15 protein-coding genes are annotated in these 15,947 nt (G+C 60.5%); 7 read left to right on the forward strand and 8 right to left on the reverse strand.

Annotated features, from left to right (window positions below):
• The first annotated feature begins 312 nt into the window (after nucleotides 1–312).
• From SOR61_RS07395 to SOR61_RS07420, 6 genes are all read left to right on the forward strand, one after another.
• Nucleotides 313–3,333 (forward strand): phosphodiester glycosidase family protein, encoded by a 3,021-nt coding sequence (locus SOR61_RS07395; protein ID WP_320612028.1) that lies wholly within the window; start codon nucleotides 313–315, stop codon nucleotides 3,331–3,333.
• A 153-nt stretch (nucleotides 3,334–3,486) separates the two neighbouring features.
• Entirely contained in the window at nucleotides 3,487–3,714 is a 228-nt protein-coding gene (gene secG / locus SOR61_RS07400; RefSeq protein ID WP_320612029.1) for a preprotein translocase subunit SecG, read from the forward strand.
• An 82-nt stretch (nucleotides 3,715–3,796) separates the two neighbouring features.
• Nucleotides 3,797–4,429, forward strand: a complete 633-nt coding sequence (locus SOR61_RS07405; RefSeq protein WP_320612030.1) for a helix-turn-helix transcriptional regulator — start codon at nucleotides 3,797–3,799, stop codon at nucleotides 4,427–4,429.
• Between the two features lie 2 nt (nucleotides 4,430–4,431).
• Entirely contained in the window at nucleotides 4,432–5,829 is a 1,398-nt protein-coding gene (locus tag SOR61_RS07410) for a Sapep family Mn(2+)-dependent dipeptidase (protein WP_320612031.1), read from the forward strand.
• Between the two features lie 85 nt (nucleotides 5,830–5,914).
• Nucleotides 5,915–6,460: a chromate transporter gene (locus SOR61_RS07415; RefSeq protein WP_320612032.1), complete on the forward strand. Its 546-nt coding sequence runs from the start codon at nucleotides 5,915–5,917 to the stop codon at nucleotides 6,458–6,460.
• Complete coding sequence (locus SOR61_RS07420; protein ID WP_320612033.1) at nucleotides 6,457–7,017, forward strand: chromate transporter; 561 nt, start codon at nucleotides 6,457–6,459, stop codon at nucleotides 7,015–7,017. Before SOR61_RS07415 ends, SOR61_RS07420 begins: the two co-directional genes overlap by 4 nt.
• Nucleotides 7,018–7,059: 42 nt before the next feature.
• On the opposite strand, the gene SOR61_RS07425 is transcribed toward SOR61_RS07420, so the two are convergent.
• The 3 genes from SOR61_RS07425 to SOR61_RS07435 all read right to left on the reverse strand — a co-directional run bounded on the left by SOR61_RS07425 (nucleotide 7,060) and on the right by SOR61_RS07435 (nucleotide 10,750).
• Nucleotides 7,060–7,992: a 3-hydroxyacyl-CoA dehydrogenase family protein gene (locus tag SOR61_RS07425; RefSeq protein ID WP_320612034.1), complete on the reverse strand. Its 933-nt coding sequence runs from the start codon at nucleotides 7,990–7,992 to the stop codon at nucleotides 7,060–7,062.
• A 106-nt stretch (nucleotides 7,993–8,098) separates the two neighbouring features.
• The gene (locus tag SOR61_RS07430; protein WP_320612035.1) at nucleotides 8,099–9,016 is read right to left on the reverse strand and encodes a DUF975 family protein; all 918 of its coding nucleotides are present in this window, start codon (nucleotides 9,014–9,016) and stop codon (nucleotides 8,099–8,101) included.
• A gap of 15 nt (nucleotides 9,017–9,031) precedes the next feature.
• Nucleotides 9,032–10,750 (reverse strand): VanW family protein, encoded by a 1,719-nt coding sequence (locus tag SOR61_RS07435; protein ID WP_320612036.1) that lies wholly within the window; start codon nucleotides 10,748–10,750, stop codon nucleotides 9,032–9,034.
• A 308-nt stretch (nucleotides 10,751–11,058) separates the two neighbouring features.
• On the opposite strand from SOR61_RS07435, the gene SOR61_RS07440 reads away from it, so the two are divergent.
• A complete protein-coding gene (locus SOR61_RS07440) occupies nucleotides 11,059–11,886 on the forward strand; it encodes an EFR1 family ferrodoxin (protein WP_320612037.1) in 828 nt (275 codons plus the stop codon).
• A 76-nt stretch (nucleotides 11,887–11,962) separates the two neighbouring features.
• On the opposite strand, the gene SOR61_RS07445 is transcribed toward SOR61_RS07440, so the two are convergent.
• The 5 genes from SOR61_RS07445 to SOR61_RS07465 all read right to left on the reverse strand — a co-directional run.
• Nucleotides 11,963–12,436 carry a GNAT family N-acetyltransferase gene (locus SOR61_RS07445; protein ID WP_320612038.1) on the reverse strand — a complete coding sequence of 158 codons (474 nt, stop codon included), beginning with the start codon at nucleotides 12,434–12,436 and terminating at the stop codon, nucleotides 11,963–11,965.
• A 155-nt stretch (nucleotides 12,437–12,591) separates the two neighbouring features.
• Nucleotides 12,592–13,026 (reverse strand): ribose 5-phosphate isomerase B, encoded by a 435-nt coding sequence (gene rpiB, locus SOR61_RS07450; protein ID WP_320612039.1) that lies wholly within the window; start codon nucleotides 13,024–13,026, stop codon nucleotides 12,592–12,594.
• Between the two features lie 21 nt (nucleotides 13,027–13,047).
• A complete protein-coding gene (locus SOR61_RS07455; RefSeq protein WP_320612040.1) occupies nucleotides 13,048–13,854 on the reverse strand; it encodes a PHP domain-containing protein in 807 nt (268 codons plus the stop codon).
• A 61-nt stretch (nucleotides 13,855–13,915) separates the two neighbouring features.
• Entirely contained in the window at nucleotides 13,916–15,076 is a 1,161-nt protein-coding gene (gene dnaJ / locus SOR61_RS07460) for a molecular chaperone DnaJ (RefSeq protein ID WP_320612041.1), read from the reverse strand.
• 69 nt (nucleotides 15,077–15,145) lie between these two features.
• Nucleotides 15,146–15,947, reverse strand: an 802-nt coding sequence (locus SOR61_RS07465; protein ID WP_320612042.1) for an Hsp70 family protein, incomplete at its 5' end; no start/stop codon positions are given.

Below are 15,947 nucleotides of genomic sequence, written 5' to 3' on the forward strand. Positions count from 1 at the left end.
TACAAGGTGCACGCCGCTTTGTTTCGTCAGGCGTGAGTTGTATTTTAGCACAACTCTTGGAGCTTGTCAAGCACTTTTTTACTTGATTTTTTCCAGTTTTTCGCGCCTGTCGTTCGCGACAGCTTGGGTATAATACCACCCCTACCCGCTCATGTCAACCCCCTTTTTTGATTTTTTCAAATCTTTTTTCTTCTTCCTGTTTTCCTTCGGTTTCTCCCTTCTTTCCTTCCCCCTTTCCTTATGTTATAATAAAGAAGCAATTTGACCCCCAATGGGGACCTTATCAATCTAACAAGGAAAAGGAGTCCGCTTATGAAACCGTTCCTTCGCCGTGCCGCCGCTTTGGTTCTCTGCGCGGCCCTGCTCTGCCCCGTTGCCCTGGCCTCTGACGCCCTGGGCAGCCGCATCTATTCCTATACCATTCCCATCTGCGACCAGACCACCCTTACCAAAGAGGTCATGTGGAGCGCCTCCCGCAAGGATCTGCGCACAGAGAACTACGTCATGTACAAGCCTTCTCCCAGTGTCTCCCCCAAGGTCAGCTATGGTTCCTCGGTTCTCACCAAGCAGAACGTCTATTCCATGGCCAAGGACCTGGAAAAAGGGGACCAGCGAGTGCTCAGCGGCATCAACGGAGATTACTTTGTCATGGCCACCGGCGACCCGCTGGGTCTGGTGGTCACCGACGGCATCCTCCGTTCCTCCGCTTCCTACCTCCACGCCCTGGGCTTCCGCTCGGATGGTTCCGCTGTGATCGGCACCCCCCAGCTGACCCTTCGGGCCGATTTCAAAGGCTATTCCTTAAAGATCTCGGAGATCAACAAAATCCGCTCCACTGGAGGGTACTACCTCTTTACCGATGATTTCAGCTCCACCACAAAAAACACCAAACCCGGGATCGATGTGATCCTCTCCCCGGTGAAACAGCAGGAGGGCAAGCCCGTCACCGGTGCCGATGGCGTCACCCAGCTCACCACCTCCAACGACCTGGGAATTGGCCATATGGTCTCCTGCAAAGTGGAGCAGGTCATTGAGACCAACGGCGGCGCCACCCCCATTCCGGAAGGAAAGTACATCCTCTCCATCGCCAACACCGGCAACGACTGGTTAAAAGACATGCTGCGTTCCCTCCAGCCTGGGGACTCCATGGACTTTGAGATCTTCAGCGCCGATTCCCGCTGGAACGACGTGGACTGCGCTGTGGGTGCCATGTACTGGATTCTCTCCAACGGCAAGGTGGCCAGCGGACTGGACAGCGTGACTGCCGCTCCCCGCACCGCCGTAGGGGTCAAACCCGACGGCAGCGTAATCTTTTATACCATTGACGGCCGCCAGAGTGGACTGAGCATCGGCGCTACCATTCAAATGGTGGCCATGCGTCTTAAGGAACTGGGCTGCTCCGAAGCTGTCCTACTGGATGGCGGCGGGTCCACCACCATGGTCTCCACCTACCCGGACTATACCACCTCCACCACCATCAACAGCCCCTCGGAAGGGGTGCCGAGGGCAGTGACCAACGCCATTTTCCTGGTGTCCAACCTGGACCCCACCGGCGTTCCCTCCTCCCTCTACGTCACTCCCACCAGCCTGACCCTCCTCTCCGGCGCCACCACCCAGTGCACCGCCTCCGGGGTGGATACCGGTTGGTATCCCATGAAGGACTTCCCCTCGTCGGTCACCTGGTCCTCCCCGGAGAACGCTGTAAGCGACAGCGGCGTCTTTACTGCGCCGGCCAAAACCGGTGTCTACACCGTCTCCGCTTCCAGCGGTACCGCCTCCGGCAGCACCAAGATCCAGGTCTATGACACCCCGGACGCCATTTATGTGAAAAACGCCGCCACCGGGAAGAATGTTTCCTCCCTGACCCTGAAACCCGGCCAGACCGTGGATCTGAACGCCTCGGCCTATTACCGTACCATTCCCCTTACCGGCGACGACCGCTGCTTCTCCTGGACCGCAGACCCCGCCCTGGGCACCATCACCCCTGACGGCAAGTTCACCGCCGGACTCAATCCCGCCTCCGGCAAGATCAAAGTGGCCGCCGGACGCTACGCTGTCACCCTGTCGGTCACCGTAAATGCCCCCGGCTCCTACACCCTCCTGTCCGATTTTGAGGGAACCACTCCCTACTTCTCTTCTTCCAGCGCAAAACTCTCTCTGGACACCACCCCAGCCCAGGTGCAGTACGGGAGACAAAGCCTCCGGGCAGACTACACCATGCGGCAAGGCCAGGCTGCCCTGACTGCCCGTCAGGATCTGAAGGAAACCCATCGATTCCTCTCTCTCTGGGTTTATGGAGACAACTCGGGCAACACCCTTACCGCTGACTTTGTGGGAACCCAGGGCGAAGCCCTCACCCAGCCGGTCACCACCCTGAACTTTACCGGCTGGAAACAGGTCTCCGCTCCGGTGCCCGCCAACGCCGCCCTCTTCCAGGGTCTGACCATTCAGGGCAGCAAGGCCTCCGGCACCCTCTGGCTGGACCAGGTGGTCCTGGCCAACCAGGCTGCCTGGGACACCAAAGCCCCCGTTGTCTCTTCCCAGATCAGCGGCACCACCTTGAAGGCTTCCCTCTCCGACAATGCGGAACACGCCCTGGACCAGTCCCGGATCACCGTGTCCATGGACGGAAAAGCGGTGCCCTTCTCCTGGAACGGCAGCACCCTCACCGCTTCCCTGCCCAGTCTGGGCACCCAGTCCCACCAGGTCACCGTCACCGCCACTGACTGCTGCGGCAACATCGGCCGGGACTCTGTGGCTCTCATGGGCAAGGACACCAGCAACCCCTTCGCAGATATGACCAACCACTGGGCCACGCCCTACACCATCCGTCTCCACCAGGCAGGGGTGATCTCCGGCATGACAGTAGGGGGCAAACTCTGCTTCTGCCCGGATCAGTCCATCACCCGGGGGGACTTCGCCCTCATGACCGCCCGCTGGATGGGCCTGGACCTCAAAGCCTATCAGTCGGTCCAGCTTCCTTACGATGATGTAAACGCCATCCCCGCCTGGGACCTGGACGCCATCAAAGCCCTCCACGCCCTGGGCATCATGGAGGGCAGCCGCAGCGGCGACGGTCGGCTGCTGGCCAACGCCACGTCCTCCATCACCCGGGCCGAAGCCATGACCATCCTGGGCCGCACCCAGGCCAAAGGCCATCCCCAGGCCTCCCTGTCCGGCTTCTCTGACGCAGCCTCTGTTCCCGCCTTCGCCAGACCGCATATGGCCAGCCTGGTGGGACAAAAGGTGGTGGGCGGATCCGGCGGAAAGCTCTTCCCCAATGCCCCCGTCACCCGGGCCGAAGTGGCCAAGATGCTCTTCTCCCTGTGGTGATCCTCACTCCCTGCGCTTTCCATGAAAAAACACTTGAAAATCCAAGCAGAATGTGGTAGGATGCAGGTTAGACAATTATCGTATCCATGCCGGTCTTTTCTATGGAAAGACCTTGTTTCAGGTAGATACAAAGGGAAAGGAACGTAAATCTTCATGGCAACTATTATCGTCTCTATTCTTCAGCTCCTCGCAGGAGCGATTCTCATCGTCTTTGTTCTGGGTCAGTCCGGCAAGCACTCCGGTCTGGGCGCCATCGCCGGGGCCAGCGAGTCCTTCCTGTCCAAGAACAAGGCCAAGTCCGCCGACGCCAAGCTGGCAAAATGGACCAAATGGGTCGCCCTGGTCTTTATGATCCTGACTCTGGTCCTCTCTCTTATCTGATCGCCGACTTCCAAAATGCCCTTCCGTTTGGAAGGGCATTTTATCATATGATACCCCCATTTTCACAAAAGAGGTGATACCTATGACGCGCGAAGAAGCTTTCGAAACCCTGAACCGCATGGCAAGAGGAATTGCCGAAATGTTCGGCTCCAACTGCGAAACCGTGATCCACGACCTGGCTGATCCCCTGCACCCTGTCCTGGCCATCTACAACAGCCACATCTCCGGCCGCTCCGTGGGCTCCACCCAGGACGTCACCGGGGTAGAGCAGGACCTCTACCTGGATTCCGACGTGGTGAACCTCCTGGCTGTCACCCCCAGCGGACAGCAGACCAAGAGCACCACCTTCTCCATCAAAGGGAAGGACTACCACTTCGGCTTTGGCATCAACTACGACTTCACTCCCCTGGCCTATGCCAACCGGGTCCTGTTGGACCTGATGCACACGGAGGTGGATTTCCACAGCGCCCTCTATAAACCCCGGGACACCGGCATCGGGGAGCTCTTTGACGCTGCGGTCCTCCGCATCGGCAAACCCGCCCGGGAGATGAACAAGGCCGACCGCCTGCGCGTCATCGAACACCTGAAGGAAATGGACGCCTTCTCCTACCGGCGGGCCGTGCCCTATGTCGCCGCCCATCTGGGCGTGTCCCGGTACACCATTTACAAGTATCTGGACGAAGTCAACGCTAAGCAGGAAGAAGGAGAGTCGTAACCATGCAGCAGTATCCCATCGGGGCCTATTTTGACGACAAGCAGGACCTGCTGGTGGAAGCTGTCTCCCGCCTGGTCCGCATCGAAAGCACCCTGGGTCAGCCCCAGCCCGGTAAGCCCTTCGGAGAAGGGCCTGCCGCCGCCGTGGACGAGTTCCTGTCCATTGCCGGAGAGCTGGGCCTCGCCGGAGAAAATCTGGAGGGGTATGTGGGCGTGGTGGACCTGAACCAGGAAGAGACTGCCCTGCACATTCTGGGCCACCTGGACGTGGTGGAAGCCGGGGACGGCTGGTCCGTCACGGAGCCCTTCATCCCCAAGGTGCTGGACGGTATGATATACGGCCGGGGCACCGACGACGACAAAGGTCCCATGATCGCCGCCCTGCTGGCCATGAAGGCGGTGAAGGACCTCCAGGTCCCCCTGACCAAAAACGTCCGTCTCATCGCAGGCACCGACGAAGAGAGCGGATTCCGCGACATCCGGTGGTACTACGAGAGACATCCCTTTGCTCCCTATACCTTTTCTCCGGACGGGGACTTCCCCATTGTGAACATTGAGAAGGGGCATTATCAGCCCACCTTCCGGGCCTCCTGGCCCCAGCAGACCGCCCTGCCCCGGGTCTGCTCCTTCACCGGCGGTCCCCGGCTGAACATGGTCCCCCCCAAGGCTTCCGCCCTGGTGGCGGGCCTCACCATGGAGGCCATCCAGGCCGAGATCGACACCCTCCCCTGGCAGGGGATCACCTTCACCCTCACCCGGAAGGACAACCGGGTCTCCATCCTCTGCACCGGGCTTGGCGCTCACGCCTCTACGCCGGAAGAAGGACGCAACGCCCAGACGGCGCTGCTGTCCCTGCTGGCCCGGCTGCCCCTGGCAGACGGGTCCTCCACCCGGGCCATCCGCACCCTGGCCTCCTGGTTCCCCCACGGGGACTTTATCGGCCGGGCCTTCGGCATCGCCCAGGAGGACGCTCTCTCCGGTCCCTTGACCCTGTCCTTCACCCGCCTCAACCTGGACGACACGGGGATGGAAGGCCGCTTTGACTGCCGCACCCCGCTGTGCGGCACGGAGGAGTCTGTCCGCCTCTTCACCGAAGAGGCCATGGTCCAGGCCGGATTCTCCATTCAGGGAGAGCTTGACCCGCCCCACCATGTTCCCGCAGACTCCCCCTTCCTCCGGGTGCTGGCCAAGTGCTACGAGCAGTACTCCGGCCGGAAGAGCCAGTGCCTGGCCATCGGCGGAGGCACCTATGTCCACGGTATTCCCGGGGGTGTGGCCTTCGGCGCTACCATGCCCGGCTTCGTCTCCAACCTCCACGGACCGGACGAACGGGCCAGCATCCGGGACCTGCTCACCGCTGCGAAGATTTTCACCCAGGTCATCATCGACCTGTGCTCATAAGACTGTTTCCGTCCGAAAGGGGGTTCTTCCCCTTTCGGACCATCTTTGTCCATTTCACTCATCGCACCAAAGAAAGGGTCCTTCTATGGCAAACAATCTCACCCTTTTTCTCACCTTTGCCCGGATCAGCGCCAGCTGCTTCGGCGGCGGCTACGCCATGCTCCCCTTTTTCCAGCGGGAACTGGTGGAAAAGAAGCACTGGCTCACCGACGAGGAACTGCTGGACCTGAACGCTGTGGCCCAATGCACCCCCGGGGTCATCGCCGTGAACACCGCCACCTTCTGCGGCTACCGTACCCGCGGCCTGTCCGGCGCCCTCTTCGCCACCCTGGGCATCCTCTTTCCTCCCATCGTTATCGTCACCATCATCTCCGCCTTTTTCTGGTCCTTTGCGGAAAACCCCTGGGTCCAGCACGCCCTCACCGGCGTTCGGGCCTGCGTCTGCGCCCTTATCATCAACAGCACCATCAGGATGTACCGCAAAGCTGTGCTGGATCTGCCCACCTTCCTGCTCTTTCTGACGGTCTTTCTTCTGGCCGCTTTTGTGGGGCTCTCTCCGGCCATCCTGGTGATCGCCGCTGGAATTTTCGGGCTGGTGGTCTCCCGCATCCGAAAGGAGGGGAAAGCATGATCCTGCTGCGCCTGTACTGGGAGTTCCTTCTGGTGGGTCTCTTCTCCATGGGCGGAGGCATGGCCACCGTCCCCTTCCTGTTCGATCTCTCCGCCCGCACCGGCTGGTTCTCCACGGGAGATCTCACCAGCATGATCGCCATTTCCGAGGCCACCCCCGGTCCCATCGGCATCAACATGGCCACCTATGTGGGGTACGTCACCGCCGGCCTGCCCGGCAGCATCGTTGCCCCCCTGGGACTGGTGACCCCCGCTGTGATCATCATCCTGCTCATCTCCCGCCTGCTGAACTCCCTCTGGAAAGACCCCCGGGTGGCCGGCCTCTTCTACGGCCTCCGCCCCGCTTCCGTGGGGCTCATCGCAGCCGCCGCCTTTTCCATCTGTGCCGTCTCCCTGTTCTCCTGGAACAGCGGCGCCCTCTCCCTCCACTGGCCCTCCATTCTCCTGTTCGTGGGGATGCTGGTGGCCATGAACCTGCCGAAACTGAAAAACCTGCCCTCCGTCACGTTCATCGCCGTAGCTGCCGTCATTGGCATTGTCTTTCAGATGGTAGACTGAGGGAAGAATAAAAAAGAAGCATCCATCGGGATGCTTCTTTTTTTATTCTTCCTTTAAGATCTCCCACAGTTTCTGGAAAAGGCGGTCCCGTCGGGTGCGGACCGCTTCCCCCTGTCCGTCGGCGTAGTCGTAGAACCCACGGCCGGTTTTGATCCCCAGCCGGTTCTCATCCACCAAGTCATGGAGGACCTGGCTGCGGGTGTCGGCATTCAGCTCCGGCAGCAGGTAATCGCTCACCGCCTGGAAGATATCCACGCCGCCAAGATCAGCAGTCTCCAGGGGACCCAGCACTGCGTAGCGGAAGCCGGGGCCATACTTCATGGCGGCGTCAATTTCCTCCGGACCAGCTGCGCCCTCAGCCATAATATGCAGGGCCTCCCGCATGACAGCGTATTGCAGCCGGTTGCCGATGATGCCCAGAATATCCTTGCGGACGATGACTGGCTTTTTCCCCAGGGACACCGCCAGGTCATAGACCGCCTGCGCTGCCTCCTGTCCGGTCTCCGCCCCTTTGGTGATCTCCACCAGCGGCATCAGATCCGGGGGATTCCACCAGTGCATCCCGCAGAACCGCTGGGGATGGGTGACTCCCTGGGCCACGTCGGTGACCCGCAGGCCGGAGGTATTGGTGGTGAGCAGCGCCGTGGGAGAGATCCGCTGGCAGACCTCCCGGAAAAACGCCCGTTTGATCTCCAGATCCTCCGCAATGTTCTCCACCACAAAGTCCGCCTCCTCATAGACGGCGTAATCCGTGGTGTACCGGAGCCGGGCCATCACCAAAGCGGCCTCTTCTTCCGACAGACCCCGGGCCGCCAGGTCTCCGGCGATCCGCTCCTTGGCCCGGTCCAGGGAGCTCTGCCGCCGGTTCCACAAGGTCACTTCATACCCATGCTGGGCAAAGATCCGGGCCAGGGTCACCCCCATGGTGCCCGCTCCGGCCACCACAGGCCGCCGGATGCTTCCTATCTCTGTCATAAAACTGCCTCCTATTACAAAATGGAACCAAAGTCTGCCCACGTTTTCAGGCAGACAAAAGAGGGGACCCCACAGGGTCCCCTCCGAATCCCAAAGAAATCACCGCTCAGAGAGAGGGGGGCTGCTGCTGCGCCTCTCCTTCCATCTGTCGGGCCCGTGCCACCTCCTGCACAAAGACCATGCCGCCCATTGAGGTGTAAGGGGTCACATAGAAGTCCAGCGCCCCATAGGTCAAGTTAGACAGGAAGAACCACACAATGTAGCTCAAGCGGAACTGGAAGAACTGCCCTCGGTACCCCTTTGTGCTGGCCAGCCCCCGGCGGAAGGTCTCTCCCAGGGTGTACTCCGGATGGGCAGCCAGGCAGTACCGCACCGGCAGAAACAGGCTGTGGAGCCAGAAGGCAAAGACCACCGCTGCCACCGCAAGGATGGTCGCTGCAAACTGGGTGATCGCACTCAGGTCGGTATACGCCTCCATGGAGGGGGTGGTGGTGTAGAAGATATAGAACAGCATGAGACTGGGGACCATGGCTATCACGCCCACCAGACGCACAAACACGTTCAACACGAACTCCACTACTACGGCTTTTCCGAAGCGTTTGCCCTCCCGATACCAGGGGAACACGTCATACACCACCGGCTGGCCGCCCCGCAGTACCCGCCAGTACTGTTCCATAGCCCCCAGCCGCAGGGGCGCCAGAATCAGGAAGAAGAGAGCGGACAGGCCCAGAAACGCGGCGATCTGGGCGTAGGTCATGGGGATGGCCAGCACCAGCTGGGTCAGATCCATCCGGAAGATCAGGCTGATCCCCTCTTGGGTCACGTAGATGCCTGAGGCAGTATCCCCGTAGTTGGCCAGGTTCACCAGGGCGTAGTTCAGGGTCCCTCCAAAGAGGAAGCGCAGCCCCAGAAAGGCGATCTGCATACAGACCAGCAGCAATGTCACCCGCAGGCATGTGGGGTGAAGCATCCACCGCTTGGCGTAGAACTTCATATCCCGGCGGGATGGAAGTTTGCTTTTCATGGGTCTCCTCCTCTCTCAGGCGCTCTCGCCCTCGGTGGGGGGCGGGGTGGGGGTCGGGGGTGGGGTGGGCGCAGGCTTGGAATACCCGGGGATGCCGTACTGGTAGGCATCTGCGGGACTCACCATGACCACCTTATCCCGGCTGCGGTATACGCTGGTGCTCTCCAGCTTGGTGTCGATCAGGGTGCCGTTTTCATACAGGTTCCGGTACACCTTCACCGTGTAGCCGTTGTAGGGGGTCACGCTCACCCGGGTGGCCCCGGCCGGCAGGCTCTGGTCCACCTTATAGACCGTCTTATAGCCGGTGGTCCCCACGGTCTTATTGGTCATCTCCACCTTGATGTTGTCGCTCTTGGTGCCCATGATGTTCACCGTCAGAGTACGGCCGGACACCGAACCCACCACCTTGATGGGGAAGGGCGTATTGTTTTTAAACCGGAAATCCTTGGCTCCGTAGTACACCGTGGCGTCCATGCCGTCGGGCACATAGCGGGTGATATATCCGTGGTTGTACCGCTCCACGATCTCCAGGTTGGCGCGCAGGGTGGCCAGATAGATGGTAGAGGACCCCTGGCAGACTCCGCCGCCGGTTTCCTGTACGCTCTCGCCCCCCACATAGGCCGGGGCGGGCAGGAAGCCCCGGGCGGCGGTGCGCCGGCCCACGACCCCGTTGTAAGAGAATTCCTCCCCGGGCATGAGAATCGTCCCGTTAAAGAACTGGGCCGCCAGCTTGATGTTCTGCACCCGGTTGGCGCTGCCTGCAATGTTGGTGCTGCAGCTGCCCAGGGTGTCCTGATACAAAGAGGGGGTCAGGTCCTTCACCGTGGTCTTGGGCTGGGTGATGGTCAGGGGCAGTTCCCTGGTCTCTCCCCAGGCCATTTCATCAAAGGCTGTCTGGGCCTGGTCCGGGTCAAAGGTGATGCCCACATGGTCCACCTGGAAACGTTTGCCGGCTTTGTCAAACACGGCGTCCTGCACCGGCTGCTCCACTTCGCCCAAAATAGCCTTCAGGTCCAGCACCTCCGGATAGACCTCCTTCAGCGGGACGGTGAACTGCGGCTGGCTGCCCTCCAGCTCCACCACGTCCCCGCTGCCCATCCGCCGGAAGATCTCCTGGCGGAGGCTGTCCCGGTCGATCAGGTAGCCGGTTTTTCCTTTGGTAAGGACCAGATCGGTCTCCGTCTTTTCCCAACTGCTCTCTACCGCAGCGTAGCCCACCTGTTCATCCATCTGGCTCAGGATCTCCTCCAGCTTCTCGCTGTTGCCATAGGCAGGCAGGACGGTCTCCCCTGCCAGCAGACATTTCAGATAGATCCCGCCCCGGGCCAGGAAGGGCTGGCTGTTGCCCACCTGCCAGGCGCGGGCGGAAGTCTCTCCGCAGTCCACCTGGGTGCTGGAGAGGGGGGCTTTCACCGTGACCGGCTGTCCTTCCGGAGGGTCCAGGGCAAAGAGCACCCCTCGGTCCTCCTCCGGGGCCGTTGCCGACATCGCCTCCCGCAGGGCGGCCCCCGCCGCCTCACAGGTCATGCCGCCCAGCTCCACTCCGCTGACGGTCACATTGGGGTAGATGACCCCCTTGTTCCCAGCCATACACAGAGCGCAATACCCCACCACTAAAACCGCAGCCACAAGGCATCCAATGAGGACGCCCCGCTTTCCGCGGCTGAGTTTCTTTTCCTTGTGCAGGCCGGCGTCTTCGCTCTGCGGACCCGCTGCCATGCTTTTTTCTTTCATACCGAGCTCCTTTCCCGGGCAGAGCAGGCATCGGCCTCTTCTGTCCGCAAGTAGAAATCAAACTCCCCTTCTCTCCCGTCAGGGGGGGGAACAGGGGCGTACACTTCCACGATTTTCCTCTGTAAAAGGCAAAAAAATCCAACCTTCGACACAGGCACGGTTTAGACTATATTATATGGAAGCCACTCTAAAAAATCAACCACGGAACACAGGATATTTCCCCTCTGACTTTTTTCTCCAAATTATTTACTTTTCCCCAGATTCCTTTATAATAGTAAAAAAACGCACAGAAAGGGGAACCCTGCATCATGACTGTAAACACCGTATGGGCCGCCTACTTCAGCGCGACCAATACCACCAAAAAAGTGGTTACTCAGATCGCCCGCCGCCTGGCCGACCGGGCCAACGTCCCCCTGCAAACCTTTGACTTCACCCGTCCCGACGCGAGAAAACAGCCCAAAGCCTTCTCCGAAGGAGACCTGGTGGTCTTCGGCACCCCGGTCTATGCCGGACGGGTCCCCAACCTGCTCATCAAGTTTGTGGCCTCCGTCCAGGGCAACGGCGCCATGGCGGTCCCCGTGGTCTGCTACGGCAACCGCAACTACGATGACGCCCTTATGGAACTGCGCAACACCCTGGAAGAGGGCGGGTTCCGCACCATGGCAGGCGCTGCCTTCTCCTGCCAGCACGCCTTCTCCCGCACGCAGAACGCAGGCCGCCCGGACATCAGCGACCTGACCATCGCCTCCGGCTTTGCCGACCAGGTGCTGGACAAGGTGATCAAGGTGGCCTCCTTCGAGCACCACGAACCGGTCTTCGTCAAGGGCAACAACCCCGTGGGCCCCTACTATACCCCCCGGGATCGCCACGGCAACCCCATCAACATCCTCAAGGTCAAGCCCCTGACCAGCGACGCCTGCAACCACTGCGGCCGCTGCGCCAAGGAATGTCCCCTGGGGTCCATCGACCGGGAGGACACCTCCAAGCTCATCGGTCCCTGCATGAAGTGCAACCGCTGTGTCCGCCTTTGCAGAAGAGGCGCCAAATACTTCGACGACCCCAACTACCTCTACCACAAAACTGAGCTGGAAGACCAGTTCTCCTGGCCCCGCAAGACCCCGGAGCTCTTCCTCTAAGACAAAGAAACCGGTCAGCCCAGAATGGGCTGACCGGTTTTTCATTTTCCCTTGTTTGCCTTTTGCGTGCCGCCTGTCAGGCTGCGGTTATCCTGCCACCCGGAAGGGTGGTGTTCTCAAACATCTGGGTGGGTTCCCCCCAGGCGCAGGCGTCCGGCCCGATGATATGGAACCCATACTTCTCATAGTAATTGCTGTGCTCGGAAGCCAGATAAATCTTTTTAAATCCCAGTTCTCCGCCCCGCCGCCGGGCGTGGGCAATGATCTGGGGGCTCAGGTGCTGCCCCCGGTAGGCCGGGTCCACGTACAGGGTGGTGATCCACAGTCCTTTCTTCTCGCTGTAAAGGATGGTTTTGATCGCCAGGGTATAGCCACCCACCACAGCGCCGTCTTCCACGGCGATATAGGCGTCAGGCAAAGGCCCCTTGGTGGCCATGACCTGCTCCATATGTTTCTTGATCCAGGGCATACAGGCAGGCCAATGGTTCTCCAAGCTTTCCAGCATAGCCGGAATATATTCCGGATGATCACGAATGGAATAGAGCTTCATCACTGTCCCCTCCTTTCCGGGGTCGTGACGGTTTCCATGGCCTTCTGAAAAATTGGTCCTTTTCTTCCACCCTCAGTATATCTCTTTTGAACAAAAAAGTCAACCGATTTTGCGCTTCCTTTTTAAAAGATGCACAAAATCGGTTGACCTGTCTTTTATTTTTCCATGTCGGTGATCAGGTTCACCCGGCGGGCGTGACGGCCGCCTTCAAACTCCGTGGTCAGAAAGACTTCCACGATCCGCTCGGCCAGGTTGGGGCCTACCATCCCCGCGCCCATGGCCAGCATGTTGGCGTCGTTGTGGCGGCGGGTCATCTCCGCAGACAGGGGGTCGCTGCACAGTGCGCACCGGATGCCCTTGACCTTGTTGGCCGCAATCGAAATACCAATGCCGGTGGTGCAGATCACGATGCCCCGGTCGCACGCCCCGGAGGCCACCGCCTCTGCCGCTGCTCTGCCAAAGACCGGGTAGTCACAGCTCTCCTTGCTGTCACACCCAAAGTCCTGATAGGCAATCTTCTCTTTGTCCAGATAGGCCTTCACCCGTTCTTTCAGGTCAAAGCCGCCGTGGTCGGAACCCAGTGCAATCATGGTGGTATCCTCCTGTATCCTTTATTTCAGCCGGATCATATCCGGTTTTCTCTCGTGGTACACCGCCACATACCGGAACCCGCAGTCCTGCATGATGGCGTAGGCCTGGGGGATCCCCCGGGCGATGGGCGTGGTGGCATGGGCGTCGGACCCTACGGTGATGATCTCGCCGCCCAGTTCCTTATAGTCCCGCAGAATGGGGATCCATTCGGTCAGGGTCTGGCCCTTCCAGGTATTGATCTCAATTCCCCGGCCAGAGGCGATGGCCAGCCGGAGCACCTCCCGGATCTGATCCCGGTAGCGGGAGAGGTCCGGCGGGGTGGGGTAGTTTCCCTTCATGTACCGCAGGGGATAGATGATGTGGGCTACCACATCATAGCCGTCCCATGCCGCCAGTTTCATGAGGGACTGGAAGTAATCGTCCAGGGCCTTGTAGCAGTCGTCCAGGGTCTCATAGGGCAGGAAGTAGAAGTCCCTTCCCCCCGCCTCTTCGCTGAGGTTGTGGGCTGCCCCAATGACAAAGTCCAGCCCGGGCTGACTGAGGATCTTGGACGCCGCCTCAGGGAAGAGAAAACCCATGCCAAACTCAATGCCAAGGGGCAGATCGATCTTGGTCCCTACGGCGTCCAGCATTTTCTTCCGCTCTTCCAGCACCGGCGTCCAGTCGTACTCCAGGGTGCGCTCCCCTTCCAGACTGAGCAAGTCGCAGTGGTCGGTGAGGCACAGGGTGGTTAACCCATACTCATAGGCCTTTTGAGCCATCTGCGCCATGGGGACGTTGCCGTCCGGGGAGCAGATCGAGTGGGTGTGACAGTCTGCAAGAAACATGGTTGCTATCCTTTCCCCCTCTGCGGGGTGGTGTCATGGTCTCTTTCGCTTCTTTCGCGGTTCACTTCCGCTTCCGGCGATGGAGAAATCCTTTCTCCTCGCCGGACTCACCCCCCTCAGAGGTGGGGTTCCCCTCGCCCATAGCCTCGGCGAACTTCCGCAGGGCCTCCTTCTGGGCCTGGTTCATGCTCTTGGGCACCTCCACCCGGACGGTGACGAACTGGTCGCCCCGGCCACGGCCGTTGAGGATGGGCACGCCTTTGCCCCGCAGACGCAGGGTGGTCCCCGGCTGGGTGCCTGCTTCCACCTTGCACTTCACCTTACCGTCCAGGGAGGGGATCTCCACCTCGTCGCCCATGGCGGCCTGGAAGAAAGACACGGTCTGGTCCAGAAAGATGTTGGCCCCTTCCCGGCGCAGGCGGGCGTGGGGCTTCACGTTGATGCCCACGATGAGGTCGCCGGCCGGACCGCCGTTGCGGCCCATGTCGCCCTGGCCCCGCACGGAGATGGCCTGGCCGTTGTCGATGCCTGCGGGGATCTTGACGGAGACCTTCTTCTGCCGCCGCACACCCCCGGTCCCGCCGCAGGATTTGCAGGGCTGATGGATGATCTTGCCCTCGCCCCGGCAGTTGGGGCAGACGGTGGTGGTGGACATGGTGCCGAACATGGTCCGCTGCTGCATCCGCACCTGGCCGGAGCCATGGCACTCAGGGCAGACCTCCGGGGTGGTACCCGGGGCGCAGCCGTTGCCGCCGCAGGTATCGCAGGGCTCCACGTGCTGGATGGTCACTTCCTTCTCGCAGCCAAAGGCCGCTTCCTCCAGCGTCAGGCTCAGAGAGGTCCGAACGGTGCTGCCCTTGGCAGGACCGGTGCGGGTCTGGCCGCCGCCACCGAAGCCGCCGAAGCCGCCCCCAAAGAAGGAGCCGAAAATATCCCCCATATCGAAGCCGCCAAAGCCGCCGCCCGGGCCGCCGGCGCCAAAGTTGGGGTCTACGCCGGCAAAGCCGAACTGGTCGTACTTGGCCCGCTTTTCCTTGTCGGACAGGACCTCGTAGGCTTCGTTGATCTCTTTAAACCGGGCTTCTGCCGCTTTGTCTCCCGGGTTCAGGTCCGGGTGGTTCTGCTTGGCCAGTTTCCGGTAGGCTTTTTTCAGTTCGGCGTCGGAGGCCCCTTTTTTGACCCCCAAGACTTCATAGTAATCTCGTTTTTTCTGATCTGCCATAGTTCACTCACCTCACACAAGCAGGGGGACAGGAAATCCTGTCCCCCGCGGTCTTGGCGTTGGATTCGATTATTGATCGTCAACCACAGTGTAGTCAGCGTCCACCACGTCGTCGGGACCCTTGTTGGGGTTGCCGCCGGGCTGCTGGCCGCCAAAGCCTGCGCCGCCCATGTCAGGACCAGGCTGGCCCTGGGCGCCGGACTGCTGATACATCTTCTCGCTGACCTTGTAGAAGGCCTGGGTCAGGCTCTCGGTGGCTGCCTTGATGGCCTCGGTGTCGGTGCCCTTCAGGGCTTCCTTCACCTTGTTCACCTCTGCTTCCAGTTCGCTGATCTCAGAAGCGTCCAGCTTATCCTTCATCTCCTCGATGGCCTTCTCGCTCTGATAGACCATCTGATCAGCCTGGTTGCGGGTGTCCACTTCTTCCTTCCGCTTGGCGTCCTCTGCAGCAAACTGCTCAGCTTCCTTCACGGCCTTGTCGATGTCCTCCTTGGACATGTTGGTGGAAGAGGTGATGGTGATGTGCTGCTCCTTGCCGGTGCCCAGGTCCTTAGCGGAGACGTTCACGATGCCGTTGGCGTCGATGTCGAAGGTGACCTCGATCTGGGGCACACCGCGGCGGGCGGGAGCGATGCCATCCAGCTGGAAACGGCCCAGGGTCTTGTTATACTGTGCCATTTCACGCTCACCCTGGAGGACGTGGACCTCAACGGAGGTCTGGTTGTCAGCAGCGGTGGTGAAGATCTGGCTCTTCTTAGCGGGGATGGTGGTGTTGCGCTCGATGAGCTTGGTGTTGATGCCGCCCATGGTCTCAATGCCCAGGGACAGGGGGGTAACGTCCAGCAGCAGCAGGCCCTTCACGTCGCCCACC

This window comes from Evtepia sp. (assembly GCF_034090835.1).
Classification (GTDB): Bacteria; Bacillota; Clostridia; order Oscillospirales; family Oscillospiraceae; genus Evtepia.